We start from the raw sequence: 25,961 nt of genomic DNA on the forward strand, positions 1-25,961 counted from the left end.
GTCACCCACGCGGCCGACTGCACACAGCCATGTACATCATCATCGTCGGCGCCGGTGACACCGGCACGCCGCTCATCGAGACGGCGACCGAAGACGGCAACGAGGTCGCAGTCGTGGAGCGCGACCCGGAGCGGGCCGAGCGCGCCGCTCAGGACTACGACTGTCTGGTCGTCAACGACGACGCCACGAGCAAGGACACCCTCGAGGACGCGGGCGCGGACCGCGCAGACGCCATCATCGCCACGACCGACGACGACGCGACGAACGTGATGGTCTGCCTGCTCGCCGAGGAACTGGAGGTGCCGACGGTCGTCTCCGTCGTGAACGACACCGAGCACATGAACCTCTACCGGCAGGCGGGGGTCCACGTCGTCGAGAACCCCCAGCGGCTCATCGCCGACTACCTCTACCGGGCCATCGTCAGGCCGTCTATCGTGGACTTCATGCGCGTCGGCGACGAGGCGGAAGTGTTCGAGGTCGAGGTCGCCGAGGGCGCCCCCATCGCTGGGCTGACACTCGCCGAGGAGGACGTGCTCCCGGCGGACTCACTCGTCGTCGCCATCGAGCGAAACGGCAACGGCGACCCCATCACGCCGCGCGGCGGGACGAGAATCGAGGCCGGCGACGTCGTCACGGTGTACTCTGCGAGCGGCGCGACCCCGGACATCCTCGACCTCTTCGAGCGCGCCGACCCCTGACCGACGATGTCCAGGGCCAGCTACCGGCGGGACCTCGCGACGATCGCCAGAGACGTCGGCGGACTCGTGCTCATCGCCGCGGCCCTCATGTCGGTGAGCGTCCTCGTCGCCGTCGTCTTCCGGGAGTGGCACGCAGCGCTGGGATTCCTGCTCGCCGGCGGTGCGAGTGCTGCCGTCGGCGGCGCCGCCCGCCGCCGCTTCGCCGACGCGCCGGACCCGAAGATGAAACACGGGATGGTCATCGCCGCCGGCGGCTGGTTCTCCGTCGCGGTCGTCGGCGCGCTCCCGTTCCTGTTCACAGCGTGGCTGACACCACCGGCTGTCATGGAGAGCTTCGTGCCCGCCGGCGCGGACTGGACACGCGTCGCAGTCGCAGACACCACGACGCTGTCCAGTCTCGCGTACTTCCGCAACCCCCTGCACGCGCTCTTCGAGAGCATGAGCGGCTGGACGGGCAGCGGGCTGACGATGGCCATCCACGAGCCGTCGCTGCCCCGCACCATCCAGTGGTGGCGGTCGCTCACGCAGTGGGTGGGCGGCGTCGGCGTCGTCGTCCTCACGGTGTCCATCCTCGCCCGCCCGGGCTCCGGGAGCTACGCACTCTACCGCAGCGAGGCCCGCGAGGAGAAGATTCACCCGAGCGTCGTCTCCACGGTCCGGACCGTCTGGAAGCTCGTGCTCGGGTACACCGCGGTGGCGGTGGTCCTGCTGTTCGCCGCCATCCGAACGAGCGACTACGGCGCCGCGCTGCCGCTGTGGGAGGCCGGCTGGCAGGCGCTCAACCACGCCATGACCGGCCTCACCACCGGCGGGTTCAGCGTCACCGACAACTCCATCGCGACCTACGACTCGGCGGTCGTCGAGGCCACACTCCTGCCCATCATGGTGCTGGGCGCCATCGCGTTCCCGGTCCACTACCTCCTGCTGTCCGAACGCGACCTCGGTGTGCTCCGCGACGACCTCCAGACCCGCTGGCTGTTCGCGCTCCTCGGGCTGGGCATCGTCGTACTCGCGGCACAGAACGCCACGACCGTGCCGGCGACGACGGGCGCGTTCACGCCGTGGACGCCGGTCGTCGTCGAGCTCCCGTGGCTCTCCCCCCAGCAGGCCGACGCCGTGCGGGACGCCACCTTCCAGTGGGTGAGCGCGCTCACCTGCACGGGCTTCCAGTCCGCGCCTATCGGCCGCTGGGTCGCCGGCGCGAAGGTGCTTGTCGTCGGCGCGATGGTCGTCGGCGGCGCCGCCGGGTCGACCGTCGGCGGCATCAAGATCGTCCGCGCCTACACCGCCGTCCGGGGGTTCGTCTGGCAGTTCTCCCGGGTGTTCCTGCCCGCGAACGCCGTCGTCACCGCGCGCATCGACGGCCGCACGCTCGACCGGGAATCGATGGAGCGGGAGTTCAGCGAGGCCGCCATCGTCACGCTGCTGTGGCTCGTCCTGCTGGTCGCGGCGAGTCTCGTCCTCGTGAACGTCGCCGGCCCCGAGTTCGGGTACGCCGACGCCCTGTTCGAGGTCGCCAGCGCACAGGGCAACGTCGGCCTCTCGTCGGGCATCACCGGCCCGAGCATGCCGCCGGTCGCAGAGGCGATGTTCCTGCTGAACATGTGGATCGGTCGCCTCGAAATCATCCCCGTGCTGGTGTTCGCGCGCGCCGCCATCTACGGGCTCGACCCCTGACGGCCGGACGGGGGAGTCACCTCTCCCGTCCGTCCTGCCGTCAGCCCTGCCAGTACGACCGCGTGAACAGGACGAGCACGGGAATGACCTCCAGTCGCCCAACCCACATCAGCACGACCATCACGAGTTTCGTCGCGTTGGTGAGCGGAAGGTAGCTCCCCATCGGACCGACCATCCCGAAGCCCGGACCGACGTTCCCGAGCGTCGCGGCGACGGCGCTCATCACCTCGATGGCCGACAGCGTCTCCTCGATGCGTGATGAGTCGATGGCGACGAACACCGTGCCGAACGCGAACAGTGCGACGTAGACGGCGGTGAACGCGTAGATGCCGCGGACGCCGGCCTCGTCGAGCGCCCGGCCGCCCAGCCGGACCGGCCGTACGGCCTCCGGGTGGACGGTCGTGAACAGCTCTCGCTTGAGGCTCTTGATGATGACCAGCCACCGCACCATCTTCACCGCGCCGCCGGTGCTGCCAGCGCTCCCGCCGACGAAGATGGCGAGGAACAGGACGTACTTCGCGGGCTCGCTCCACTGCGCGAAGTCCATGCTCGCGTATCCGGTCGTCGTCACGATGGAGGCCGCCTGGAAGGCCGCGTGTCGCAGCGACACCTCGGCCTCGCCGGCGACCGGCCCGACGACGACCTCGAGGGTCGGCCCCGCGAACAGCAGGCCGGCGAGCAGCGCCGTGACCGTCCCGACGACGCCGGCGTAGAACTTGAACTCGGCGTCCCCGAACAGCGCGTCGAGGTCGCCGGTCAGCGCCTGCCAGATGAGCGCGAAGTTCGTCCCCGCCGCGAACATGAATGGGACGATGACCCACTGGACGACGCCCGTGAACGCCTCGATGGAGCGCGCTTCGGGGCTGAAGCCGCCGGTCGCCATCGTCGTGAAGCCGTGGGCGACGGCGTTGTACAGCCCCATGTTGGGCGCGTACCCGCCGATGTGGAGGCCGTACAGGAGCAGTACCTCGAACGCCGTGATGCCGGCGTACGCCAGCCAGAGTGCGCGCGCCGTCTCCGCGATGCGCGGCGTGAGCTTCTGGATGCCCGGCCCGGGCGCCTCGGCGTCCATCAGCTGTGCGCCCCCGACCGACAGCTCCGGGAGAATCGCGACCGCGAGCACCACGATGCCCATGCCACCGAGCCACTGGGTGAGCTGGCGCCACAGCAGGATACCGTGGGAGTGCGTGTCGAAGGAGATGTCGCCGAGCACGGTCGCTCCGGTGGTCGTGAAGCCGCTCATCGTCTCGAACAGCGCGTTCGCGGGGTTCGCGAGCGTCGACGCGGGCGCGCTCGCCGCGGCGACCCCCGGGATGCCGTGGGCCGCCACGAGATACGGCAGCGCGCCGACGAGACTCGCCGCGAGCCACGTCCCCGCCACCATCAGGAACCCCTCCCGACTGCCGATGTTCTCGACGTCGCCCAGCCGCTCCATCGCCGACCCGACGACCAGCGCGACGGCGATTGTCACGACGAACGCCGCCAGGCCGCCGTCGCCGTAGTAGAGGCTCACCCCCAGTGGCACCAGCAGCGGCACAGACAGCCACTTCACGACGGTGCCGACCAGCGCGGCGCTCGCCCGCCAGTCCACACGCAGACTCATAGCTTCGACGTGACTTCCGTCATAGCGTCGGCCTGCACGAACGCCACGACGTGGTCGCCGACCTCCACGACCGTGTCGCCGCGCGGCGTCACCAGTTCGTCACCGCGCGTGATGGCGCCGACCACGACGCCGCTGGGCAGGTCGGCAGCGCCGTCCTGAATCGTGCGGCCCGCCAGCACGCTCTCGTCGTCGATCTCGACCTCCAGCACTTCGGCGCCGCCGGACCCGATGATGGCGACGTTTTCGGCGCGGCGCTCGCGCGTGAACCGCGTGATCTCCTCGGCCGTCACCTCGCGGGGATTGACGGCGACGTCCACGCCGACCGCCTCGAACAGCTCCACGTACCGGGGTTGTTCGACGACGGCGATGGCTCGCTCGGCGCCCACGCGCTTCGCCAGCAGCGCCGCGAGCAGCGACCGCTCGTCGGTCCCCAGCGACGCCACCACGACGTCGGCGTCCTGGACGTGTTCCCGAGTCAGGAACTCGGGGTCGGTCCCGTCGTGGGACAGCACCGTCGCCGACGGGACGCCCTCTGCGAGTTCGCGGGCGCGCTCCGGGTCGACCTCCACGATGCGCGGCGACAGGCCGCGGTCGCCCAGCAGTTCGGCGGTCAGCTCGCCGGTCTTCGACCCGCCGATGACGACCACGTCTTCGGCCTCGTTCAGCCGGTCGCCGTTGCAGAGCGCGCGAGCGAACGCCCGCACCGTCGATGGCACCCCCACGACAACCACCCGAGCCCCCGGCTCGATGACGGTGTCCCCGCCCGCAATCTCGGGCGTGTCGGTGCCCGTGGGAATCACCGCCACGAACGTCAGGTCGTCGAACCGGTCGGCCTCGGCGACCGTCTGCCCCGCGACCGGGCTGTCCTCGGGGACGTCGAACTCCGCCATCTCCACGCGGCCGTCCGCGAACGGATTTACGTCGTGCGCAGTGGGCAGCCCGACGATTCGTACGATGGTCTCGGCCGCCAGCAGGTCCGTGCAGACGAGGAAGTCCACGCCGAACGCGCCCTCGTGGGCCTGCCAGGTGTCGAGGTAGTTGGTCTGTTCGACGCGCGCGATGGTGAACGCGTCGCTGGTCGTCTTCACCGTCGCGCAGATGGTGAGGTTCGTCTCCTCGTCGTCCGTCACCGCGATGACCACGTCGGCGGCCTCGACGCCCGCTTCGTCCAGCACCGCCAGGTCGGTTCCGTCCCCGGTCACGCCGAGGATATCCTGGTCGTACTGCAGCGACTCCACGCGGCTGCCGTCCCTGTCGACGACGACGACCTCGTGGGAGTCCGCGAGACTGCCCGCGATACTCGACCCTACCTCCCCGGCGCCGACGATGAGTACGCGCATCTTACGTCTCGCACCCGCTTTCCATAGGGGGATGCTGGAGGGCCGGGGTCAAGTGGGTGTCGGAGCGACTGCAACGTTTATTGGGGACCGGCATACATTGAGGGCAAATGACGAACGGCTCAGGCGACTCCATCGCCGTGCTCCTCGCCGAGGACGACGACGCCCTCGCGGACCTCACCGCGACGTACCTCCAGCGGGAGTCCGACGCGTTCTCGGTGACGACCCGCGGCGACGCCGAGTCCGCCCTCGAGTACCTCGCGACGGAGGGGCCCGTCGACTGCATCGTCTCCGACCACGACATGCCGGGGATGGACGGCCTCGAGTTCCTCGAAGCCGTCCGGGAGGACCACCCCGACCTGCCGTTCGTCCTGTTCACCGGGAAGGGCAACGAGGAGATCGCCAGCGAAGCCATCTCGGCGGGCGTCACCGACTACCTCCAGAAAGACACCGGCACCGACCAGTACGCCGTGCTCGCCAACCGTGTGCACAACGCCGTCGAGCGCCAGCGCTCGCAGACCGCGCTCCGCGAGGAGAAACACCTCCTCGAGCAGGTGCTGGCCACGACCCCGGGGTCGGTGGTCTTCGACACGGACGGCCGGGTGGCGTCAGCGACCGACCGCGCGGCGGCGACGCTCGGGCTCACCGACGCCGAGTTCCCCGTCGACCCGGACTGGACGCTCGCCGACCTCGACGGCGACCCGCTGTCCGAGGGCGACCACCCGGCCCGCCGCGTCGCCAGAACCGGCGAGCCGGTTCACGGCGAACGCCTCGCCGTCGTCTTCCCGGACGGCTGGGAGAAGAACCTCGTGATGCACTGCGCGCCCATCTTCGACAGCGACGGCGGTGTTCGGAAGACGCCGCAGGAGTCTTCCGCAGCCCAGCAAAACGCGGAGCGTTTTGAGGACGTCGACCGCGTCGTCGCCTCGTTCACGGACATCACCGACCGGGTGCGTCGCGAGCGCGAACTCAAGCGCGTCCAGACCATCGTGCAGGCGGTCGGCGACTCCGTCTACACGCTCGACGAGGACGGCGTGTTCACGTTCGTCAACGACGCGTTCGTCGAGCTCAGCGGCCGGAACCGCGAGGACCTGCTCGGCAGCCACGTCTCCGAACTGCTCACGCCCGACGACCTCGCTGCCGGCGACCAGGCCATTGTGGACCTCATCGAGGACGACGACGACACGGCAGTCGTCGAGATGAGCGGGGACCACTGGGCCGACGGCGTCGAGCACCTCGACGTCCACATCGCGTTGCTGCCCGGCGACGGCGGCTACGAGGGGACCGCGGGCGTCGTCCGGGACGTCACAGAACGCCGGCGGCGCGAACGCCGCCTGCGGGAGAGCGAGGAGAAGTACGCCACCGTCGTCGAGGAGGCCAGCGACGGCGTGTTCGTCGCACAGGACGGCGTCCTGAAGTTCGCGAACCCGCAGGGCGCCGACATCCTGAACGCCGACGCGGAGACCGTCGAGGGGACGCCTGTCGGCGACGTCATCGCGCCGGAGTATCAGGACAAAGTGCTCAGCCGACTCCAGCGGCGGCTGGAGGGCGACGACCCCGAGCGACGCTACGAGTTCGAGGCGGTGACCGTCGACGGCGACCGCGTCCCCATCGAGTTCACGGCCTCCACCATCACCTACGGCAGCGACCCCGCCGTGCTCGCCATCTGCCGGGACATCTCCGACCGCCGCGAGGAGGAACGCCAGCGCCGCCGCGCCGAGACCATCGTCGAGACCGCGCCCGACGCCGTCTTCATCGTCGACGAGGACGCCGGCTACGTCGACGGCAACCGACGCGCCGCCGACCTCGTCGGGCTGTCCCGCGAGGAACTCGCCGAGCACAGCGTCCCCGACCTCGTCGACGCCGGCGTCTTCGACCCCGAGGTCGTCCCCCGGTACCGGGAGACCATCGCCGCCCTGCTGTCGTCGGACAACGACACCGAGAAGGGAAAATTCGAGTTCCGCGTCCACCCCGCCGGCACCGACGATACTCGGGTGGTCGAGTGCCACCTCGCGCTCCGGCCGCACGGCGACGAGTTCCGCGGCACCATCGGCGTCCTCCGCGACGTCACCGACCGCAACCGCCGCCGCCGCGAGCTCGAAGCCCAGAACGAGCGCCTCGACGAGTTCGCGAGCGTCGTCAGCCACGACCTCCGCAGTCCGCTGAACGTCGCGACGGGGTGGCTCGAACAGTACCGGGAGACCGGCGACGAGGACGCCCTCGACACGGTCGCGGACTCCCTGGACCGCGTCGACGAGATTCTGGACGAACTGCTGACGCTGGCCCGCGACGGCACCGACGACCGCGAGACCGAGCCGGTGTCGCTGCAGGTCGCCGCCATCTCGGCGTGGGACGCCGTCGACACCGGTGACGCGCACATCGGCATCGACGCCGAGAACTGCGACGTCGAGGCGGTCTCCGGCCGGCTCCAGGAGCTCCTCGAGAACCTCTTCCGGAACGCCGTCGAGCACGCCGCCACGCCCGAACAGCCCGCGCAGCTCGAGGGGTCGTCCTTCCGGGACTCGACCTCGCTGACCGTCCGCGTCGGTGAACTCGAGGGCGACCGGGAGGGGTTCTACGTGGCCGACGACGGCCCCGGGATTCCCGACGAGAAGCGCGAGGAGGTCTTCGAGATGGGGTTCACGACCAGCGACGACGGCACCGGGTTCGGGCTCGCCATCGTCGACAGCGTGGCCGAGAACCACGGCTGGCGGGTCTCCGTCACGGACGACGAGGAAGACGGCGGCGCGCGCTTCGAGTTCGATACCTGAATCGCTCTCCGGACGGGACGGCCGGGTGGGTCAGGCGCCGTCGGTCACGATGCCGGCGACCCGCTTGCGGTCGAACAGACGCTCGCCGTCCGGAATCTCCGGGTAGGACGCGCCAGCCTCGTACCCCGGCCACGAGCCGAAGACGTCGGGGTAGAGCTGCTTGGCGGTCATCTCCAGCTGGAAGAGGTTCATGATCGGGCCCTGGTAGCGCATCCCGGACGCGTACACGCGGTCGTCGGCCAGGGCCGAGAGCCGGCCGCCGACCTCGCTGTCACGGAGCCGCTCGCGGACGTCCGCCATGTCGTAGGTCGGCGTCGTCCCCCAGAGGTGCAGAATTACGTCCGGGTCCGCCTCCAGCATCGTCTCGTAGCCGACCGTCCCCCAGAGGTTCGCCCAGTTCTCGTCGGCGAACGCGTCCTTCGCGCCAAGCGGCCGGGTGTCCGCCAGCCAGTACCCCGGCTTGTTGAGGTGGTACGTGTAAAACGACCCCTCGCTGTACGTCACGCGGACGGCCGTCGGGCGTTCGTCTTCCGGCGGCAGGTCCTCCTCGATGGTGGCGAGCAGGTCGTCGTGCACTGACCGCAGCGCCTCGAAGCGCTGGCGCTCCTGGAACACGTCGGCGACGCGGCCGAACAGCTCCCAGAGCGTGTAGTACTCGTAGTCGTCGCGGTAGGCCTCGTGGGGCTGGGCGCGTGTGCCGCTGTAGAAGTTTCCGAACCATGGGCCGACGCTCGACGCGACGTCCTCGACGTCGGCGGCGTCCCAGTTGTCCTGCGTGCGGACGTACGCCGGGTCGAGGAAGTGGACGTCGCTGTCGAGGTCGTAGAACTCCTCGGGGTCGAGGGCGTCGGCGAGTGGGTCCGGCAGCCCCTCGTAGTCGAAGCTGACGCCGTCGAGGCGGTCGTAGTAGTTGTGCATCGCCGGGCCGCTCATCCCGGGGACGTAGATGGAGTTGACGGCGTCCCCGTGGCCGAGCGCGACGGCCATGTCCGCGTACTGCGGGAACAGCACGAAGGCGCTCTCCGGCGGCTCGTCGAAGGAGACGTCGCCGACCGGCGCCAGCGACGCCTCGTAGCCACTCGAGTCGGCCGCAGTCGTCGGACCGTCGTCGCCCTGTGCGTCCTCCGAGCCGGGGCTCGTGCAGCCCGCGAGCAGTGCCGTGCCGGCCGCCGCGCTCTGGAGGTACTGTCGTCGCGTGAATCTCCCGACCATGTATTTAGGCCGGCCTAAAAATTGATAAGCGTTCGGATTCGCGACCGCCAGCCAGCCCGGACGCGGCAGCGGCTGCGCAGCCAGCGAACGGGGAGAAGGTGTGTTCCGCGGTTAGTCGTCGCCGCCGCCGAACATCTCCCGCATCATCGGATGCATCTCCATCATCTGCTCTTCGGCGATCTCCTCGTAGAGCTTGTACGTGATGGAGATCGTCAGCAGCAAGCCGGTGCCAGTGACGTCCCCGATGGTTCCGAGCATGTTCGCCATCACGGCGAGCAGCCCGACCAGCGCCCCACCGATGACGGTGACCTGCGGGATGTACCGCTCCATCACCTTCTCGATGACGCCCTGGTTCTTCCGGAACCCGGGAATCTGCATCCCCGAGTTCTGGATCTGTCGCGCGGTCGCGTCCGGCCCCATGTCCGCGGTCTCGACCCAGAACACCGCGAAGATGGCGCCGCCGACGATCATGAACGTCAGGTCCACCGCGATACGGATGAGGACCTGCCACGGCTCGGCGCTCGTGCCCGCTGTCCACCACATCCACGCGTTCGGATTGTAGATGGGTGCCAGGTAGTAGAACAGCCCGCCCACGACCTGCCCGTCCGCGTACACGCCGAGCCACGACGGCATCGACGCCAGCGACGAGTTCAGAATCTGGCCGAGGAACTGGATGTTCGCCTGCAGCGCACGCACGAGAATCATCGGCAGGACGCTCGCGTAGATGAGCTTCACCGGGAACCGGCCCCGGGCGCCCTTCACGCGAGCGTGACTCAGGGGAATCTCGACGCGCACGCTCTCCGCGTACACGACCACGACGTAGATGAACAGCGTCGTGAGCAGCCCCAGGATGCCGGCCTGCATCAGCAGGAACGCCACCCCGTCCATCGACAGTAACGGCGGGATGTTCGAGACGTTCCCGGCGATGATGTCGAACCACGTCGGAATCAGGCCCTGGTTGCCGACGCCGCCCTCCCAGAAGACGAGCCCGCCGACCAGGCTCTGGCTCACGCCGGCGACAATGAACAGCCCGATGCCGGACCCGACGCCCCACTTCGAGATGACCTCGTCCATGAACAGGAGGAGGATGCCGCCGGCCGCAATCTGGGCGAACACCAGGAACTGGACGCCGAGCACGCCGCCCGGCATCGACTGCGCGAGCTGCTGGCTCGGCTGCAGGAAGTTCCCGAGGAACACCATCGGTGCGCCCGTCAGGACGACCATCACGACCACCAGGAACTTCTGGAGGCCCTGGTAGATGGCCTGGTCTCTTGGGTCGTTGTCAGTGTCCAGGCCCAGGAGGTTCGCGCCACCGAGCAACTGCAGCACGATACTCGCCGTGACGATGGGGCCGATACCCAGCTGGAGCACGGTGCCCTGACCGCCAGCGAGCAGGCTACGGAACTGCCCGAAGAAGTCGTTTCCGGCGGTCTCGATCCCGAACAGTGGCACGTTCGTCAGGAAGAAGTACAGCACGAGGATTCCCCCCGTCCAGTACATCTTCCGGCGGAACGGCACGTGCCCTTCCGGTCGCTGGACCGCGGGCATCCGCGTGAGGACCGGCGCAGCAGCCTCCTTCCAGCCCATGGGTTACTCCTCGTCGTCCTCGCTCGCGCGCTCGGAGACGACGGCGTCGCCGCCCTCGCCCTCGATGAGTTCGACGGCCGCGTCACTGAACGCGTCCGCGGTCACTTCGAGCTGCTCGTAGAGCTGGCCGCCACCGAGGACCTTCACGACGTCGGCGTCCCAGCCGTCGTCGGCCACGTCCCGGGCGTCGACCTGGTAGCCGAACTCGGTCTCCTCGGCTACACCGTCCTCGGCGAGCAGGGCGATGTCCTCGTCGAGCTCCTGCACGGAGACCACGGCGACGTCACGGTCGGTCTTCTCCGGCCGCTTGAAGCCGCTCTTCCCGACGTCCTCGTAGTTGTGTTGCTCGTGTTTCTTGCGGCCCGCGCGGCCACGGCCGCCACGGTTACCGGCGCCGCGGCGGTTCTTGTGCGTACCGCCGCCGTGCGTGCGGGAGCCGCGTTGTCGTCGTTTCTTGTCGGTCATGGTTTCTATCGCATGTCGGTGAGGAGACTGTCGATCTCCTCGGTCGTGTGTTTCCCGAGCTGGCCGCCCTCGCTGGCCGGCTGCTTGATGCCCTCGTGTCCACCACGCGGCGGATGCAGGCGCAGCACCGGCGACAGACCGGCCTCGCGCAGCGTCGTCTCCTCGTCGAGCAGCGCGCCCGCGAGGTCGGCGACGTCGTCGTACTCGGTGTGTTCGGCGACCCACTCGTCGTCGACGTCGGCGTCGCCCTCCGCGGGCTCCGCGCGACTCTCGACGAGTTCGACGAGGACGTCCTCGCTGGGCTCACCGAACGCCACGTAGTCGTTCACCTTGGCGACCATCCCCGAGTACGTTTCGGTCTCGGGGACCAGCGCGCAGTGGTTCACGCTGTGGATGTTCAGCATCTCCAGCGTGTCCTGCACGTCGCCGCTCATGTCCACTTCACCGCGGACCTGCACGAGTGCCTGCATCACTCGATCACCTCACGCTCCTCTCGAGCGTGCTGGGGGACGCGAGCCTCCGAGGTCGCGCGGAGCGCGTTGAACGTCGCCTTCGCGAAGTTCACCGTCGTCCGCGTCTTCCCCGAGGACCGCGTCCAGATGTCCTCGATGCCGGCGAGGTCCAGCACGTGCCGGACCGTCTCCCCGCCCGCGAGACCGAGGCCTCGCGGCGCGGGAATCAGCTCGACTTCGACGCTGCCCGCCTTGCCGGTCGACTTGAGCGCGACGGTGTGGGGACGCCCACAGCCACACTCCCACGACCCGCAGCCACGGGAGACGTCGATGATGTTCAGCTTCGCTACCTCGATGGCCTTCTGGATGGCGCCGCCGACCTGATCGTCGCGGCCCTCCGCGTAGCCGACGTAGCCGTCGCGGTTCCCGATCGCAACGACGCATCGGAACTTCACGCGGCGACCGGAGTCGGTCATCCGCTGCACCATGTTGATGTCCAGCACTTCGTCGTCCAGCCCCGGCAGGAGCTGGTCGACGATCTCTGGCTCCTTCAGGGGCAGCCCGGTGTCGAGGGCCTCCGACATGTCCTCGATCTCCCCGTCCTGCACGAGGCGACCGAGGCGGGTCTTCGGTTGCCAGGTGTCGTTGTAACTCATGTGTTAGTCCTCCGTGATGGCTTCCCGCGTCTCGTCGAAGTGCTCGGGAAGCTCCGTTGCGTCGAAGTCGCCGCTGTACAGCGGCTCGTCGAGACTCTCAGCGTACTCTGCGATGTGTTCGCCCCGGGTGCGACTCCAGTCCGCGAGGACCGAGTCGTTGTGCGGGACGTCCAGGCCGGCGTCGATGGCGCCCTCCTGGATCGCGAACACCTTCGAACCCGGGGTGGCCGTGTTCAGGCCGATGTCGAGGACCGCGTCCTCGACGCCCGCGTCCACTGCGCGCTGCCCAGCGAGCAGCCCCGTCAGGTACGCCGCTGGCAGGTTCCCGGTGGGAGCCTCCCAGCCGTACTCCGCGAGGTCACTGGAGTGCGCGCTCGCAATCGTTTCGTCGCCGTCGGATCCGGTCGCGACCAGCTGCGCCGTAACGTGCTTGTTGCTCTTGCGAGCGACAAGCCGGGGTTTCCCCGACTTCAGGAGGCGCAACCTCTGATGGTAGTCCGTCCGGACCTCGCGGCGGCGCCGCATCGGCACCTTGTATCTAGGTCCTGTCGCCATTAGCTATCACCGTAGTTCTCTTCAATGTAGTTCGTGAGGCGACGGACGCTGTCGAACTCGCCGCCGTTCGCCATGTTGTACAGCTTCCGGTACTCCGCCGGGGACAGCGTCCCGTCGTCGCGGAGCTCGCGGAGCTTCTGTCGCTGCGCTCGGATGCCGGCAGCGTAGGCTTCCTTCTCGTTCTGCCGTGCGCCGGACTTCCCCTTCCGGGAGCCGGCGCCCTTCTTGTGACCGTAGGACCGCTTCGCGGCGCGCTCGCGTGCGCGACCGCGAGAGTTGCCCTGTGTCTCCTCTGCGTCGATGGTGCCCTCCGCGACCAGCTCGCGGATGTCCTCTCGCGTGATCGCGTCAGCGATCTCGGACTGGGCCTCGGGATCGAACCAGACGCGGTTCTCGCCGACGTCGAGGACGTCTGCGGCGAGCCGCTTCTGTGCGCTCAGGTCACTCATTGGTGTCTTCGACCTCCACTTCCACGTACGTGGGGTTCAGGACGCGGATGCCCTGTTCTTCGGCCTGTTCTTCGATGCGTTCGCGCTTGCGAGCACCGACCTTCGAGGCGATGCGGGCCGCCTCCGTGTCGGGGTCGACGCCCTCGAGGTCGTCCGTGTTGTGCACGCGGACCTCCTCGAAGCCGCTCGGGTGCTTGCCGCGAACCGCTTTCGGCGTGCGGAAGCCGGCTTCGACGGTGTCGCCCTTGCCCTTGATGCTGCGGCGCTGCTTGGACAGCTGGCCGCGCGGGCGGCGCCACGACGTCGGCGTCCGCTTCTTCTTGTGGTAGTCCTGGCGGTTGAACTGCGGTTTGCCGACGCGGCGACGCTTCTGGAGGAGTCGCTCCTCCTCGTCGCTCAGGTCGGGGGTCTTCTCGGTGAGGCCGCGAGCCTGGAGTTCCGTCTCCACGTCTTCCTCTTCTTCGGCCGCTTCCTCGGGCTCGGCCTCTTCGACCTCGGCCTCGGTGTCCTCTTCGACCTCGAGACCGCCCACGTCCGCCTTGATGCGGGCCGCGAGGGCGTTCCCGATGCCGTCGACGTCGGCGAGCTCGCTCTGGCTGGCCGCCTGCACGTCCTCGACGGACTCGAAGCCGGCCTCCTCGAGCGCCTCGGCCTTCGACGGGCCGACACCGGAGACGTCGGAGAGTTCCTCGGGTGTGTCTTCTGCTTCGTCGCTCATCTATCAGGCACCTCCCTTCGCGGGCTTCTCGACGATGTAGACGCCGTCCTGGAAGACGCGCGTGTCCTTGTCGGTAACCCGGGTCAGCTGTTCGATGTCGGCCGCCGTCTGGCCGACGTCCTCGATACTCGGGCCGCTCAGCGTGACGTCCTCGCCGTCGACTTCCACGTCCGTGTCGCCACGGATCTGGGTGCGGCGGGGCGCCTTCTCGCCGAGGAAGTTCTGGATGACGACCTCGTCGCCCTCCACGTCGACCTGCATCGGGAAGTGGGAGTAGTGCACTTCGAGTTTGTACTCCCAGCCCTCGGTGACCCCGTGGAACATGTTCTCCACGTGGCTCTCGAAGGTCCCGACCGTCGAGTTCGTCTTCGCGTCGTTGGCCTCGCTGGCAACGACGACGACATCGCCCTCGACGGACACGTCCACGTCGGGGTACCAGAGGCGTCGCGTCACGGAGCCCTCGGGGCCCTCGACGGCGAGGTCGAGGTGGTCGACCTCAGCCGTCACGTCGTCCGGAATTTCGATTTCGACTCGTGCCATGGTTCAGTATACGTACGCGATGACCTGGCCACCGATGCCCTCCTCGCGGGCCTCGTAGTGGCTCATGATGCCGTGGCTGGTCGTCACAACGAGTGCGCCGTAGTCTCGAGCGGGGAGGTATCGTTTCTCCCACTGCTCGAAGCCGTCCGCGCCCACGGAGTACCGCGGGTTCACCGGACCGCACTCGTTGATGGCACCTTTCAGTTCGACCTCGAAGCGACCGGCCTTCCCGTCGTCGACGAACTCGAAGCCGTCGATGTACCCGCGGTCGTAGAAGACCTCGAGGACGGAGCCGACCATGTTCGAGGCGGGCTCTACCGTGTGTGTGAGATGCCCGACGCTCTCGGCGTTGTCGATGCCGGAGAGTGCGTCGGACAGTGGATCGTTTGCCGTCATTGTTAGCTGTACTTCTTGAAGCCCATCGAGCGGGCGATCTCGCGGAAGCACTGTCGACACAGCCAGATGTCGTACTTGCCGACGAGGCCCTGTTCGCGGCCACAGCGCCGGCACTCGTGTGTCTGGCCCGTCTCCTCGGCTTCGCCTTCCGTCTCGCTCATTCGTTGACCTCCACGTCGAAGTTGGATTCGAGGTACGCGACTGCGTCCTCGGGGTCGAGTCGGTGGTTCGAGGGAATCTGGCGGGTGACCTGGTCGCGCTTCGCGACGCGGTACCCGGGACGGGTCATGTTGACCGTGACGTCCATCCCGTAGATTCCGATGTTCGGGTCGTACTCTTGGCTCGGGAAGTCCGTGTGCTCCTCGATACCGAAGCTCACGTTCCCGGTGTCGTCGAACTGTCGACGGTCGATGTCGGCAGCGGGGAGCGCGCGCTCGAGGAAGTCCTCGGCGTCGTCGCCCCGCAGCGTGACCTTCGCGCCGATCGGGTCGCCGCGGCGGAGCCCGAACTCGGGCTCCGGCTGCTTCGCCTGGGTGCGGACCGTGTTCTGGCCGGTGATCTCCTGGAGGATGTCCTCCCCGTTCTGGAGTTCGACACCGCCCTGACCGACGCCCATGTGGACGACAACCTTCTCGATACGGGGCTCCCGCATCTCGTGGAAGTCCGCCTCGGCTTCACTCATTCGTCATCCTCCTCCACGAAGTTCTCGTCGATGACCACGACGTAGTCTTCGATGGTCTCGAAGCCGCCGTCCTCGTCGTCCACGCGGACGGTGTTGTCCGCGCTGCCGGGCTGCACGTCGATCTCGTCGATCTCGCCGATGTCGCCGGCGTGCTGGCCCGCGACGGCGGTGACGAGCGCGCCCTCCTCGTACTCGAAGTGCGCGACGATCTCGCTGGTGTCGTTGTCGACGACGACGGAGTCGCCGCCGGCGTAGTCGTCGCCGTCCTCGACGACGAGGTTCGTGCCGTCGTGGAAGTTCAACTGCGTGCGACCGCCAGAGACGGTCGTCTTGTCAGTGACTTTGTTCAGCTTGCTGCCGGCCGCGTCCGCGTCGACACCGGTGAGGCCGAGTCGGCCGCCCTCGTCCGGGAACACGCGGTAGTACTCGTCGCGGTCCGGGAACGCCAGGATGTCGAACATCCCGATGGGGCGGTTGACGTCGCCGACCGAGCCGCCGTTGACGAGCACGCCATCGGTGTTGATGGCGTACTGCGCCTCGCTCGTGTCGTCGACGTACCCGAGCACGTCCCGGAGCACGACGACCAGCGGCACGCCCGCTTCGCCGTGCGGGCCGGCCCCAGCCTTCGCGGTGAACGTCTCCGTCTTCCGCTCGACGGGCCAGGACTTCGGTACCGAGAGTCGCTTCTGGTGATTCGTCATTCGTTGTCACCCTCCAGTCGCTCGGCGCGCACGTCGTCATCGAGGTCGAGGTCGGTCACGCGGAGGTTGCTGGAATCGACGGGACGAGGCGTCTCCTCGCCGTCGGCAGCCTCCACGGTCACGCCCTCGACGAAGACCTCGGCGTCCCGCAGGTCGACGTCGACGACCTCGCCGGTCTCCCCGGCGTCGTCGCCACGCATGACCTCGACGGTGTCGCCGACGTTGACGCGGACGTTCCGCTGGTCGTACTCCTCGCGGAGGTCGCCAGCCAGTGTCGCCCGCACCTGGTCTTGCTTCTCGTGCAGCGACGCGCGTTCCGTGCGAGTTCGCTGTTTGTGTGGTTGTTCGCTCATTGTGCTATACGATCATCGTCGCGGTACTCGCGATGGTACCGTACCGTTCGGCTACTTCGCGCGAAATCGGGCCCTTGATCTCGGTCCCGCGAGGCTCGCCGAGGTCGTCGATGATGACGGCGGCGTTGTCCTCGAACTTGACGCGCGTCCCGTCCGGCCGACGAATGGGCTTGCGCTGACGCACGACGACGGCCTCCAGCACCTGGCGGCGCATCTCCGGCGTCCCCTTCGTCACCGAGACGGTGATGGTGTCGCCCAGCCCGGCCTTCGGGTGGCGGTTCTTCGTTCCCTGGTAGCCCATCACGCTCGTGATCTTGAGCTCGCGTGCGCCAGTGTTGTCGGCGCACTTGATGAGCGACCCCTTCTCGAGGCCCTGCGTGACGTCTGCCTTGATGGCTTCCATCAGGCGTCACCTCCGTCGGTGACTTCGACGACCACGTGGGACTTGGTCTTCGAGAGCGGTCGGGTCTCTGCGATGCTAACCGTGTCGCCGACACTGATGTCGAAACACTCGGGTGCGTGTGCCGGAACGCGCGACCGCCGCTTCATGTAGCGGTCGTACTTCGGCACGAACACGTCGTACTCGCGTTCGACGACGACGGTTTTCTCCATGTCTGTGGAAGCCACTTCACCCTCGAGGACCTGTCCGCGCACGGAAAGATTCCCGTGGAACGGACAGTCCTCGTCGGAGCACGTGCCCTCCGGTTCTGTTACGTTCAGTCCTATCGCCATTTCGAATCAACTCCGTTCTCGGAGCGTCGCTCGGGTCGTGAGAGCAGTTTGACTCCATCCACCGTAACGTAGGCCACGCTCTCGCCAGTGGTTTGGCGACCGTCGCCACCTGCAGGTTTGAACGCAGTCCCGGCCCCGTTGTCCGGGGCCGCAGCTTCATCTGTGAGTCGGAACTCGAAGGTGGCCCCCGCCTTGGGGACCTGCCTGACACCCGAATCGCACTCTAGGACGAGTGTCTGCATCGTCTCGCGGACGACACAGCCCTCGATGCCTACCCGCGACTGGTCGGTGTCCTCGACGACCCGCGCGTGCAGGCCGACGAGCTCGTGTCGCGGTAGTGTTTCGGGTGTCAGACTCATCTGTCGTTACTCGTCGTCGGTCTCGAGGTCGCCTTCTTCCCGCTGAATCGTCTTGATGCGGGCGATGGTCTTCCGGAGCTCACCGATGCGGCCCGGGTTGTCCGGGGCGCCACCGGCGGCCTTCACTGCCTTCGAGTTCAGGAGCTCGGTCTCGAGCTCCTCCAGTTCGGCCTGCCGCTCCGCGGGGGTCATGTCGCGAATCTCCTGCGTGTGGAGAATCGCCATTACTCCTCACCCCCCTCTTCGTCGTCGTCTTCCTCCTCCATCTCGTCGAGGAGGTCTTCGGCCGTCTCGGCCGCTTCGTCGTCGACGTCGCTGAACTCGTCGTCCTCGCCCTCGACCTCGTCGGCGAGCTCGTCGAGCTCTTCCTCGACGTCGTCGTCGGCCTCGATGGCCTCCTCGATGACTTCCTCCTCGTCGTCGTCGAACTCCGCGGGCTCCGCAGCGGCCTCGACGTCGGCCTCCTCGGCCTCGTCTGCCGCCTCGTCGCCTTCGCCCTCGAGGAGCTCTTCGAGTTCCTCGTCGGCTTCCGTCTCGTCCACGACGAGGTCCTCGATGTTCGCGTCCTCCTGGATCTCGAAGTCGTCGGGGAGTTCGGCGTTCGGCGGGATGATCTTCACGTTCACGCCGATGGTGCCGAGCTTCATCACCGCGACGCCCTTGCCGTGGTCGACGATCTCCTCGGCGGGTTCGCCGTTGTGCTTGATGTAGCCGCGGTTGAACTTCTCGACGCGGCCACGGTTGCCGGTGACCTTCCCGCTCAGGACGATCTCGGCGCCCAGCGCGCCGGCCTCCATGATGCGGTCGATGGTCGTGTGACCGGCCTTCCGGAAGTACCAGCCGCGCTCGAGCGCGTTCGCGAGGCGGTCCGCGACGATCTGTGCGTTCAGGTCGGGTTCGTCGACCTCCTGCACGTCGATCTGCGGGTCCTCGAGGTCGAATCGCTCCTCGAGCTGCGTCGTGATCTTCCGGATGTTCTTTCCGCCCTTGCCGATGACCATCCCGGGCTTCTCGGCCTTCAGGACGATCTGCATGCCCATCGGCGTCGGCGCGAGCTCCATGCCACCGTAGCCGGCTCGCGCCAGCTCTTCGGCGAAGAACTCGTCGATCTGGCTGCGCTGGAGGCCCTGCTCGATGAACTCGAGTTCGTCCGCCATCAGGCGGTCACCTCCTCTTCGGCGTCGGGCTCGGTCACGACGATCTCCACGTCACAGAGCGTCGAGTTCCAGGCAGTCGCCCGCCCCATCGCGCGGGGCTTGCGGCCCTGGCTCTCGCCGACCTTGTGCGGAGCGACGTGCTCGATGACCATCTCCTCGGGAGAGAACCCCTGCTGTTCGGCGTTGTTCGACACGTTCGAGAGGAGCTTCAGGAAGTCCTTCGAGGCCTTCTCCGGGTAGCGTCCCGCGTCCCAGCCGTCGATGTCGTTCCGGTGGCCGACGCCGCTGTTGTGCTGCTTGAACGGCACGGACTGCTCCTCGTCGATGACCGCATGGAGGTAGTCCTCCGCGTCGGCGACCGTCTCGCCGCGAATCTCGCGGGCGATGGCCTTGCTGTGCTTCAGGCTGATGGACCGTTCTCGGAGCATGGCTTTCGCCGACTCCTCGGAGTCCACGTCCACGCTGTAGCTGATTCCCATGGGTGGTGTTATTTGAGCGGCACGAACTTCGAGGAGCGGGTCGCGCCGATGCCCGCCTGCCCGTGTTCGACCGACGACCGGGTGAGCTGGAACTCGCCGAGGTAGTGCCCGATCATCTCGGGCTGGACCTCCACGCGCTCGAACTCCTGGCCGGTGTACACCGCAAACGTCAGGCCGACGAACTCCGGCAGCACCGGCATGTCGCGCAGGTGTGTCCGGATCGGGTTGTTCGCCGTCTCGTCGGCCGTCGCGTCGCGCGCCTCCTCCAGCACCTTCTGGTGCTGGTCGGAGAGGCCACGGGTGATGGTTCGCCGCTGGCGAGCGGGGAGCAGTTCCGCGACGTCCTCCAGGCTCATGTCCTGCAGCTCGTCGAGGTCGTGGCCGCGGTAGGTGAACTCACCCTCGCGGCCGGTTCGGTATTCCGTACTCATGATTACTCCTTGCCTCCGCGGCCAGTCCGCTTGGAGGCGATGTCACCGACCTTCCGGCCGGGCGCCGCGTCCCGGGAGACCGACTTCGGTCGGCCCGGGTGCTGGCGGCCACCGCCACCGAACGGGTGGTCGACGGCGTTCATCGCGACACCACGCACGCGCGGCCACTTCGTGCCACGCGACTTCATCTTGTGGTGCTTGTTGCCGGCCTTCACGAACGGCTTCTCCGTCCGGCCACCGCCCGCGACCACGCCGACGGTCGCGCGGCAGTCGGGGGAGAGCCGCTTCATCTCGCCGGACGGCAGCTGGACGACCGTGGCGTCCCGCTCGTGCGTGACGAGGTCGGCGTTGACCCCGCTGGCGCGAGCGAACTTGCCACCGTCGCCCGGCTGACTCTCGACGTTACAGACCGGGACGCCCTCGGGGATCTCCGCGAGCGGGAGCGTGTTGCCCGGCTCGATGTTGGCGGAGATACCGATCTCGAGGGTGTCGCCGACACCGACGCCCTCGCTGGCGAGCACGAGGCGCTGGTCGCCGTCCTCGAACTCGACGCGAGCGACCGGCGCGCTGCGCGCCGGGTCGTGCTCGACGTCGACGACTTCGCCGGCGAGCACGTCTGCGTCCTCGGTGCGTTTGTGCGACAGTTCGCCCTTGTATCGGTGCGACGGCGCACGGAACGTCGACGTCCCGCGCCCGCGTCGCTGACCCTGGATTCTGCGTCCCATTGTCAGAACACCCCGATGCGGGAGGCGACGTCCTGCGCGTCGTCCTCCTCGGAGAGTTTCACCGTCGCCTTCTTCTCGGCGTCGGGGGTGATCTGCGTGTTGATGTCGACGACCTCGACGTCGTACTCCGCCTGGACGACGTCCCGGATCTCGGGCTTCGCCGCGTCGATGTCGACGATGAACTGGAGCTTGTTCTGGAAGTCCATCTCGTCCATCGCCTTCTCCGTCACGAGGGGGTAGTCGATGATGGAGCTCATCGCTGTGCCACCTCCTCGACGGCGCTCTCGGTCCAGACCGTCAGTCGGCCCGGCTCCGCGCCCGGTGCGAGGTCTTCGGCGTTCACTTCCCGGCCGGTCGCCACGTCGACGCCCGCGAGGTTGCGGGCGGCCTTCGACGGCCCGCTCTCGCTGGACGTGACGAACAGAATCGCGGTCGGCTCCGTGTACTTGCGGCCACGGAGCTTCCCCTGCCCGGCTCGGACGGTGCGACCCTCGTCGGCGCGCTCGACGTCCTCGTGGACGCCCAGCGCCTCGAGGAGGGAGACGACCTCCTGGGTCTTCACGAGGTCCTCGAAGTCGTCGCTCACGACGAGCGGGAGCTCGAGGTCCTCGTCGAAGTTGTGGCCGCGCTCGGCCACCAGCTCGCTGTCGGTCGTCGCCGCGACGGCGGACCGAACTGCGGCCTTTCGCTCCTTGTCGTTGAGGTCGAGGCCGTGGTCTTTCTCGGCTTTCGGCGGGTGTGCGCGTCGGCCACCGACGGTCTGCGGGACGCGGGCGCCCTGCCCGTTCGCCCGCGGGACGTGGGCCATACCGCGGCCACTCCCCTGTGACTCGGCGGTAGTGCGCAGGCCCGCGTACTCGTCGGAGCCGTACTCCTGTGTTCGGTTGGCCTGAGCGGCGAGCACGGCTCGCTTCACGAGGTCCGGGCGGACCGGCTCCTCGAAGACCCGCGGCAGGTCGAGCGTGCCAGCGTCGTCGCCGTCCAGGTCGCGTACGGTTACCTGCATAGATTATCCCTGGTTGGATGCGGTGCTCACGTACCGCACCTCCGGATCGAGGCGCGGCGATTCGTTCGGCCGGACGGCCGGCCGGAAGCGCACGAGGCGCTGCTCCGGACCGGGCACCGAGCCCTTCACGAGCGTGTACGGACCGTCGACTTCGCCGTAGTTCGGGAAGCCGCCGTCCGGCGTCGGCTCGTCCCCATCGTTGATGTCGATGAGGCGCTTGTTCAGTTCGGTGCGCTGGTGGTAGCCGGTCTGGCCCTGCTGGGGAACCGTCGAGCGAACGCGGCTCGGGTTCCACGGGCCGAGGTTACCGATGCGGCGCCGCCAGCCCTGGCGGGCGTGCTTGCCCTTCCGCTTCTGGACGCCCCAGCGCTTGACGGGGCCCTGGGTGCCCTTGCCCTTCGTGACGCCCGCGACGTCCGTGAACTCGCCGGCGCGGAACACGTCACCGAAGTCGTGGGCGCCGCCGTCCTCGAGGAGGTCGGCAGCGAACTCGAGTCGGTCAGCGAGGCTGCCGCCGCCGACGCGAGTCTCCATGACGTCCGGTTTCTTCTTCGGGACGCCCGGGGCGTCGCCGGGTGCCGTGTGCGTGATGACACGGACGTCGGCGACGTCCTCGGTGTCGAGCGCCTCGTTCAATTCCTCAATGTCTCCGCCCTCGTCGGGAACGGAGAGCGTGCGGTCGAGCGCCTCGTGCGTGTCGTCCGCCCAGACTTCCGTCAGCGGCTTCTTGCCGTACGGCGTGTCTTCGTAGAGGCGGACGGCCGCCGCCCGCATGGGCGGCGTCTCGACGACCGTCACGGGGACGGTCGTCTCCATGCCCTCGGTCGGTGCGTTGGCCTTGTCGTCGACGAGGACGACGTGGGTCATGCCGGCCTTGTAGCCAGCGAAGCCCTGCAGGCCGACTTCACCGTCGTCGGCGGGCCACGAGTTGAAGCGCGGTACTTCGCTCTCCGCGCGCTTGCGGGGACTGAACCCCATCGAGCCTTTGCGTGGTCGGTTTGGCTGTGGCATCGTATCACTCCGTGAGCGTCAGGGAGCCGAGTGTCGCGAACACCGCTTCTTCGGTGCGTACGACCTCGCTCCCCTGATCGGGGATGGTGTTGAGCCAGGCGTCGAATCGCGCGGGTGCGTCGGCGGATGAGTCGGTGACCGACTCCCTGACCGCGTCTTCGGAGACTCCGAGCATGGGCGGAAGCCCACGTTCCGGTGCCCCGAAGGCGACGGTCAGTCCGTCCCGGGCGGCGCGTTCGACGTACCCCCCGAGGGAAGCCACCGAAAGCGGCTCCCCGTGCCGGGAGGTCGCGATGCGAACGCCCGCGTCGGAACGGTCGAGAGCGTCACCGAGGGCCGTGCGTTCGACCGAGAACCCCGGGAGGGGTTCGTCGACCAGTTTCGCACGGACCGGTCGTCGCGAAGAGACCCTGATGGTCACGCGCTCCCCCTCCACGAGCTCCATACCGGGAGGCTCGTGGAGCGAGATCGGGTGTTGCATGCCGCAATTGACCCGAACGCGCCCTTCAGATCCGACCTGGGTCACGATTCCCTGTCGTAACGACCCAGACCCGCTCGAGTCTGAGCCGGTCCATGACGAGAGACGGAGCGGGGGCAGGACACCGGCGTACTCCAGTTCGCCGCGAGTGTCGAATGCCTCCTTTCGGAGGTAGGGTGGCGTCGCGGCGTACCGCAACACCGTTTCGACGAACCCGCCGCCCCACTGCCGCTCGCCGTCTTCGTCGGGGAAGACGACGACGCGGTCGATCCGGAACACCGCCGCCGCGCGGGCGACGTAACCGAGCTTGCGAGTTGCCTCGCGTTTGTCCTCGGCTTCCCGGACGAGGGACGACGGCACGAGTACGCTGCGTGTCATGCCGTGTCGCGTCCGTGTCTCGTCACGAGACTGTAGCGTACGTACAGAGCTCTCCCTAAAAAGGGTGGCGTTTCCGAGCCGGTCGTGTGCCGCCCTCACACCCCGCGAGCCGGCCGATTTGTGTGCGATTGGTTGTCAGTCGGCGACCCGGCCGCCGAGCCGCCGGCCCGGTTCGTCGGGTCGGGCCGACACTGTCGTCCGTTCCCACAGTCGGTGGCAAAGAATGGATTTATATACTACCGCGTCGTTGTTCGGAATGCGAAGGGCGCTGGTAGTGTAGTGGTATCACGTGACCTTGCCATGGTCACAACCGGGGTTCAAATCCCCGCCAGCGCACTCCTCTGATTTCTGAGCTCCGAAGCGATGTCTCTGTCGCCCGGGCGAGTTGCTGTGGTGCAGGACTTGAACCCTGGAAGTCGCAACCGCGCAGCCGGACGTACTGCGACGAGCGGGACCGTCTTCCTCCGGTTCAAATGCCGGCCAGCGCACTCCTCCCGCTCTCACGACGCCGAGTGGCGGCTCAGTCTCGGGTCGTGTTCTCGAGTAGGGGCGTTGCGCCGTACGTCTGGTCGCTCCAGTGCCGGCCCGGGGCGGCGTCGTAACTATTGTCTGGCAGCGCCGCTCCGGGGAGCACGCCCCCGGAATCGGCTCTGTCACGCGTCCCGGAAGTGACTGGCCACTGCCAGCACGACGGCGAGGGTAGCGAGTGCGAACGGAACCGGGCCCGTGTCGCCGCCGAACTGCCAGTCGAACGCGACGGTCCCGACGACCGCGACGACTGCGAAGACGATGCCGACGACCTGAAGGCGGCCTGCGTCTCGGAACACGAGTGTACGTACCCGGTGACTCGTCGTAATAGTTCGGGTGCGATCTCGACCGAACTGCAGAACTATCACATTCTAGACTGTAAATTGTTTCACCAACTGCGCGGGGTAGGGGTGCGTTCACGGCCGACTGACGGCTTTTACCTCCGGTACAGTATTTTGAGTGCGTGTCGTTCGCACTCCCTCGAAGGTTATTTGTCGGACGAACATAATTGCTAGGTGTCCCCCGACATGAGCCGCCTCTCCAAGTCACAGGTCATCCGCCGGTACTACCTCTACCGGGCCACAGCACGGCCCGGGTTCCACTACCCCATCTACACGTTCTTCCTGCTGTTCAACGGGCTCTCGTTCACCCAGATCGGCCTCATTGCCTCGATTCAGTCCATCGTCGTCGTCACGTCCGAGATTCCCACGGGCTACGTCGGCGACCGTATCGGCCGCCGGAACAGTCTCGCCGTCGGTGCGGCCATCATGCTCGTGTCGAACGCCAGCTACCTCGTCGCCACGGACTTCATCGGATTCACGTTCACGTTCGTCACGCTCTCCTTCGGCGGCACCTTCATCTCTGGTTCCGGTAGCGCGTGGCTCTACGACACGCTCCAGGAACACGACATCGAGGACGAGTTCACGCGCATCAGCGGGCGCGGCCGCGCAATCGGTCTCTACGTCGGTGCCGTCGGGGTCGTCCTCGGCGCCGTCCTCTACACGGTGAACCGCTCGTACCCGTTCATCGCCGGCATCGTGACCGCCGCACTCGCCATCGTGTTCGTCCTCCGGCTCCCCCAGAACGAGGCGTACGACGACGACGCCGAGCTCGAACAGGACCGGATGTCGGTCGCCGACGCCATCCCCGTCATCCGGGACCAGCTGACGAACTCGCGGCTGCGGTGGTTCGTCGTCTACGTCTCGCTCATCAGCGGCGCCATCTGGACGATGGACATGTGGATTCAGCCCATCGCCCGGGACGCCATCGAGGCGACGTTCCTCCCGACGCTGCAGTCACTGGACCTCCCCCGTCCGGACATCCTCTTCATCGGCCTCCTCTACGGCGCGTTCCGGCTGCTGTCGGCGGTCACCAGCGACTACGCCAGCGACCTCGAAGGCCTGCTGGGCGTCCGGAAGGCCGTGATGCTCGTCCCCGCGGCCATCGCCGTGACGTACGTCCTCGCGGGGCTGTTCCCCTGGGTCGTCTTCCCGATGTTCTTCGCGCTGAAGGGCGGCGGGTCGCTGTTGCGCCCCATCCAGAACCGCTACCTGAACGACAACGTCGCGTCGGTCGGTCGCGCGACGCTGCTGTCCTCGGTGGCGATGCTGCGACAGGTCGCCGGCGTCCCGTTCCGCGTCGGCAGCGGCGTGCTCGCGGACGCGTTCTCGGCCGTGGAAGCCGTCGCCATCCTCGGCGGCCTGTTCCTCGTCGGGTCGACGCTCCTGTGGGCGTTCCGGCCGCCGGTCAGTACCGACTACGAGCCGCCGGAGGAGTCGGATGCAGCGTCGACGGCTGCCGACGGCGGCACGGCCGAGGACTGACT

33 protein-coding genes and 1 tRNA gene are annotated in these 25,961 nt (G+C 67.8%); 5 read left to right on the forward strand and 29 right to left on the reverse strand.

Annotation, left to right across the window (positions count from 1 at the left end):
* The first annotated feature begins 29 nt into the window (after positions 1-29).
* Together LT971_RS04535 and LT971_RS04540 are read left to right on the forward strand one after the other, a co-directional pair.
* Entirely contained in the window at positions 30-698 is a 669-nt protein-coding gene (locus LT971_RS04535; RefSeq protein WP_237005662.1) for a potassium channel family protein, read from the forward strand.
* 6 nt (positions 699-704) lie between these two features.
* Positions 705-2,375: a potassium transporter TrkG gene (locus tag LT971_RS04540; RefSeq protein WP_237005663.1), complete on the forward strand. Its 1,671-nt coding sequence runs from the start codon at positions 705-707 to the stop codon at positions 2,373-2,375.
* A 40-nt stretch (positions 2,376-2,415) separates the two neighbouring features.
* Here LT971_RS04540 and LT971_RS04545 read toward each other — a convergent pair whose 3' ends face one another.
* Positions 2,416-3,978 (reverse strand): TrkH family potassium uptake protein, encoded by a 1,563-nt coding sequence (locus LT971_RS04545; protein ID WP_237005664.1) that lies wholly within the window; start codon positions 3,976-3,978, stop codon positions 2,416-2,418.
* The gene (gene trkA, locus LT971_RS04550; RefSeq protein WP_237005665.1) at positions 3,975-5,318 is read right to left on the reverse strand and encodes a Trk system potassium transporter TrkA; all 1,344 of its coding nucleotides are present in this window, start codon (positions 5,316-5,318) and stop codon (positions 3,975-3,977) included. The genes LT971_RS04545 and trkA overlap by 4 nt, the downstream gene beginning before the upstream one ends.
* A gap of 107 nt (positions 5,319-5,425) precedes the next feature.
* Between trkA and LT971_RS04555 the strand changes: the two genes are divergently transcribed.
* The gene (locus LT971_RS04555; protein ID WP_237005666.1) at positions 5,426-8,086 is read left to right on the forward strand and encodes a PAS domain S-box protein; all 2,661 of its coding nucleotides are present in this window, start codon (positions 5,426-5,428) and stop codon (positions 8,084-8,086) included.
* A gap of 30 nt (positions 8,087-8,116) precedes the next feature.
* On the opposite strand, the gene LT971_RS04560 is transcribed toward LT971_RS04555, so the two are convergent.
* The 26 genes from LT971_RS04560 to LT971_RS04685 form a co-directional block, all read right to left on the reverse strand.
* Positions 8,117-9,298 (reverse strand): ABC transporter substrate-binding protein, encoded by a 1,182-nt coding sequence (locus LT971_RS04560; protein WP_237005667.1) that lies wholly within the window; start codon positions 9,296-9,298, stop codon positions 8,117-8,119.
* Between the two features lie 111 nt (positions 9,299-9,409).
* A complete protein-coding gene (gene secY, locus LT971_RS04565) occupies positions 9,410-10,885 on the reverse strand; it encodes a preprotein translocase subunit SecY (RefSeq protein WP_237005668.1) in 1,476 nt (491 codons plus the stop codon).
* Positions 10,886-10,888: 3 nt separating this feature from the next.
* Positions 10,889-11,350: an uL15m family ribosomal protein gene (locus LT971_RS04570; protein ID WP_237005669.1), complete on the reverse strand. Its 462-nt coding sequence runs from the start codon at positions 11,348-11,350 to the stop codon at positions 10,889-10,891.
* Positions 11,351-11,355: 5 nt separating this feature from the next.
* Positions 11,356-11,820, reverse strand: coding sequence for a 50S ribosomal protein L30 (gene rpmD, locus LT971_RS04575; RefSeq protein WP_237005670.1), 465 nt, complete (start codon positions 11,818-11,820; stop codon positions 11,356-11,358).
* Complete coding sequence (locus LT971_RS04580; protein WP_237005671.1) at positions 11,820-12,458, reverse strand: 30S ribosomal protein S5; 639 nt, start codon at positions 12,456-12,458, stop codon at positions 11,820-11,822. Before LT971_RS04580 ends, rpmD begins: the two co-directional genes overlap by 1 nt.
* Positions 12,459-12,461: 3 nt before the next feature.
* Positions 12,462-13,013: a 50S ribosomal protein L18 gene (locus LT971_RS04585; RefSeq protein ID WP_237005672.1), complete on the reverse strand. Its 552-nt coding sequence runs from the start codon at positions 13,011-13,013 to the stop codon at positions 12,462-12,464.
* Positions 13,013-13,462: a 50S ribosomal protein L19e gene (locus LT971_RS04590; protein WP_237005673.1), complete on the reverse strand. Its 450-nt coding sequence runs from the start codon at positions 13,460-13,462 to the stop codon at positions 13,013-13,015. Before LT971_RS04590 ends, LT971_RS04585 begins: the two co-directional genes overlap by 1 nt.
* A complete protein-coding gene (locus LT971_RS04595; RefSeq protein ID WP_237005674.1) occupies positions 13,455-14,180 on the reverse strand; it encodes a 50S ribosomal protein L32e in 726 nt (241 codons plus the stop codon). Before LT971_RS04595 ends, LT971_RS04590 begins: the two co-directional genes overlap by 8 nt.
* A 3-nt stretch (positions 14,181-14,183) precedes the next feature.
* Positions 14,184-14,720 carry a 50S ribosomal protein L6 gene (locus LT971_RS04600; protein WP_237005675.1) on the reverse strand — a complete coding sequence of 179 codons (537 nt, stop codon included), beginning with the start codon at positions 14,718-14,720 and terminating at the stop codon, positions 14,184-14,186.
* 3 nt (positions 14,721-14,723) lie between these two features.
* Positions 14,724-15,116 carry a 30S ribosomal protein S8 gene (locus tag LT971_RS04605; RefSeq protein WP_237005676.1) on the reverse strand — a complete coding sequence of 131 codons (393 nt, stop codon included), beginning with the start codon at positions 15,114-15,116 and terminating at the stop codon, positions 14,724-14,726.
* A gap of 2 nt (positions 15,117-15,118) precedes the next feature.
* Positions 15,119-15,277, reverse strand: coding sequence for a 30S ribosomal protein S14 (locus tag LT971_RS04610; protein WP_237005677.1), 159 nt, complete (start codon positions 15,275-15,277; stop codon positions 15,119-15,121).
* A complete protein-coding gene (locus LT971_RS04615) occupies positions 15,274-15,798 on the reverse strand; it encodes a 50S ribosomal protein L5 (protein ID WP_237005678.1) in 525 nt (174 codons plus the stop codon). Before LT971_RS04615 ends, LT971_RS04610 begins: the two co-directional genes overlap by 4 nt.
* Complete coding sequence (locus LT971_RS04620) at positions 15,795-16,499, reverse strand: 30S ribosomal protein S4e (protein ID WP_237005679.1); 705 nt, start codon at positions 16,497-16,499, stop codon at positions 15,795-15,797. Before LT971_RS04620 ends, LT971_RS04615 begins: the two co-directional genes overlap by 4 nt.
* Positions 16,496-16,852, reverse strand: a complete 357-nt coding sequence (rplX, locus tag LT971_RS04625) for a 50S ribosomal protein L24 (RefSeq protein WP_237005680.1) — start codon at positions 16,850-16,852, stop codon at positions 16,496-16,498. Before rplX ends, LT971_RS04620 begins: the two co-directional genes overlap by 4 nt.
* 4 nt (positions 16,853-16,856) lie before the next feature.
* Entirely contained in the window at positions 16,857-17,255 is a 399-nt protein-coding gene (locus LT971_RS04630; protein WP_237005681.1) for a 50S ribosomal protein L14, read from the reverse strand.
* Positions 17,255-17,584, reverse strand: a complete 330-nt coding sequence (locus LT971_RS04635) for a 30S ribosomal protein S17 (RefSeq protein ID WP_237005682.1) — start codon at positions 17,582-17,584, stop codon at positions 17,255-17,257. The genes LT971_RS04630 and LT971_RS04635 overlap by 1 nt, the downstream gene beginning before the upstream one ends.
* The gene (locus LT971_RS04640) at positions 17,575-17,943 is read right to left on the reverse strand and encodes a ribonuclease P protein component 1 (protein ID WP_237005683.1); all 369 of its coding nucleotides are present in this window, start codon (positions 17,941-17,943) and stop codon (positions 17,575-17,577) included. Before LT971_RS04640 ends, LT971_RS04635 begins: the two co-directional genes overlap by 10 nt.
* Before the next feature lie 6 nt (positions 17,944-17,949).
* Complete coding sequence (gene rpmC, locus LT971_RS04645; protein ID WP_237005684.1) at positions 17,950-18,168, reverse strand: 50S ribosomal protein L29; 219 nt, start codon at positions 18,166-18,168, stop codon at positions 17,950-17,952.
* On the reverse strand, positions 18,168-19,100 hold the full coding sequence (locus LT971_RS04650; RefSeq protein ID WP_237005685.1) for a 30S ribosomal protein S3: 933 nt from the start codon (positions 19,098-19,100) through the stop codon (positions 18,168-18,170). Before LT971_RS04650 ends, rpmC begins: the two co-directional genes overlap by 1 nt.
* On the reverse strand, positions 19,100-19,579 hold the full coding sequence (locus LT971_RS04655) for a 50S ribosomal protein L22 (RefSeq protein WP_237005686.1): 480 nt from the start codon (positions 19,577-19,579) through the stop codon (positions 19,100-19,102). The genes LT971_RS04650 and LT971_RS04655 overlap by 1 nt, the downstream gene beginning before the upstream one ends.
* Before the next feature lie 8 nt (positions 19,580-19,587).
* Positions 19,588-20,010, reverse strand: coding sequence for a 30S ribosomal protein S19 (locus LT971_RS04660; protein WP_237005687.1), 423 nt, complete (start codon positions 20,008-20,010; stop codon positions 19,588-19,590).
* 2 nt (positions 20,011-20,012) lie between these two features.
* Complete coding sequence (locus LT971_RS04665; RefSeq protein WP_237005688.1) at positions 20,013-20,735, reverse strand: 50S ribosomal protein L2; 723 nt, start codon at positions 20,733-20,735, stop codon at positions 20,013-20,015.
* 2 nt (positions 20,736-20,737) lie between these two features.
* Positions 20,738-20,992, reverse strand: a complete 255-nt coding sequence (locus LT971_RS04670; protein WP_237005689.1) for a 50S ribosomal protein L23 — start codon at positions 20,990-20,992, stop codon at positions 20,738-20,740.
* Complete coding sequence (rpl4p, locus tag LT971_RS04675; RefSeq protein ID WP_237005690.1) at positions 20,989-21,741, reverse strand: 50S ribosomal protein L4; 753 nt, start codon at positions 21,739-21,741, stop codon at positions 20,989-20,991. The genes LT971_RS04670 and rpl4p overlap by 4 nt, the downstream gene beginning before the upstream one ends.
* Before the next feature lie 3 nt (positions 21,742-21,744).
* Positions 21,745-22,752 (reverse strand): 50S ribosomal protein L3, encoded by a 1,008-nt coding sequence (locus tag LT971_RS04680; protein WP_237005691.1) that lies wholly within the window; start codon positions 22,750-22,752, stop codon positions 21,745-21,747.
* 4 nt (positions 22,753-22,756) lie between these two features.
* Positions 22,757-23,608, reverse strand: coding sequence for a putative RNA uridine N3 methyltransferase (locus LT971_RS04685; RefSeq protein ID WP_237005692.1), 852 nt, complete (start codon positions 23,606-23,608; stop codon positions 22,757-22,759).
* 265 nt (positions 23,609-23,873) lie between these two features.
* Between LT971_RS04685 and LT971_RS04690 the strand changes: the two genes are divergently transcribed.
* Positions 23,874-23,944: transfer RNA gene (locus tag LT971_RS04690), tRNA-Gly, on the forward strand.
* A 317-nt stretch (positions 23,945-24,261) separates the two neighbouring features.
* Here LT971_RS04690 and LT971_RS04695 read toward each other — a convergent pair.
* Positions 24,262-24,435 carry a hypothetical protein gene (locus LT971_RS04695; RefSeq protein ID WP_237005693.1) on the reverse strand — a complete coding sequence of 58 codons (174 nt, stop codon included), beginning with the start codon at positions 24,433-24,435 and terminating at the stop codon, positions 24,262-24,264.
* A 228-nt stretch (positions 24,436-24,663) separates the two neighbouring features.
* Between LT971_RS04695 and LT971_RS04700 the strand changes: the two genes are divergently transcribed.
* Positions 24,664-25,959 (forward strand): MFS transporter, encoded by a 1,296-nt coding sequence (locus LT971_RS04700; protein ID WP_237005694.1) that lies wholly within the window; start codon positions 24,664-24,666, stop codon positions 25,957-25,959.
* Positions 25,960-25,961: the final 2 nt, after the last annotated feature.

It is taken from the genome of Halobacterium rubrum (genome assembly GCF_021729015.1).
GTDB classification, from domain to species: domain Archaea; phylum Halobacteriota; class Halobacteria; order Halobacteriales; family Halobacteriaceae; genus Halobacterium; species Halobacterium rubrum.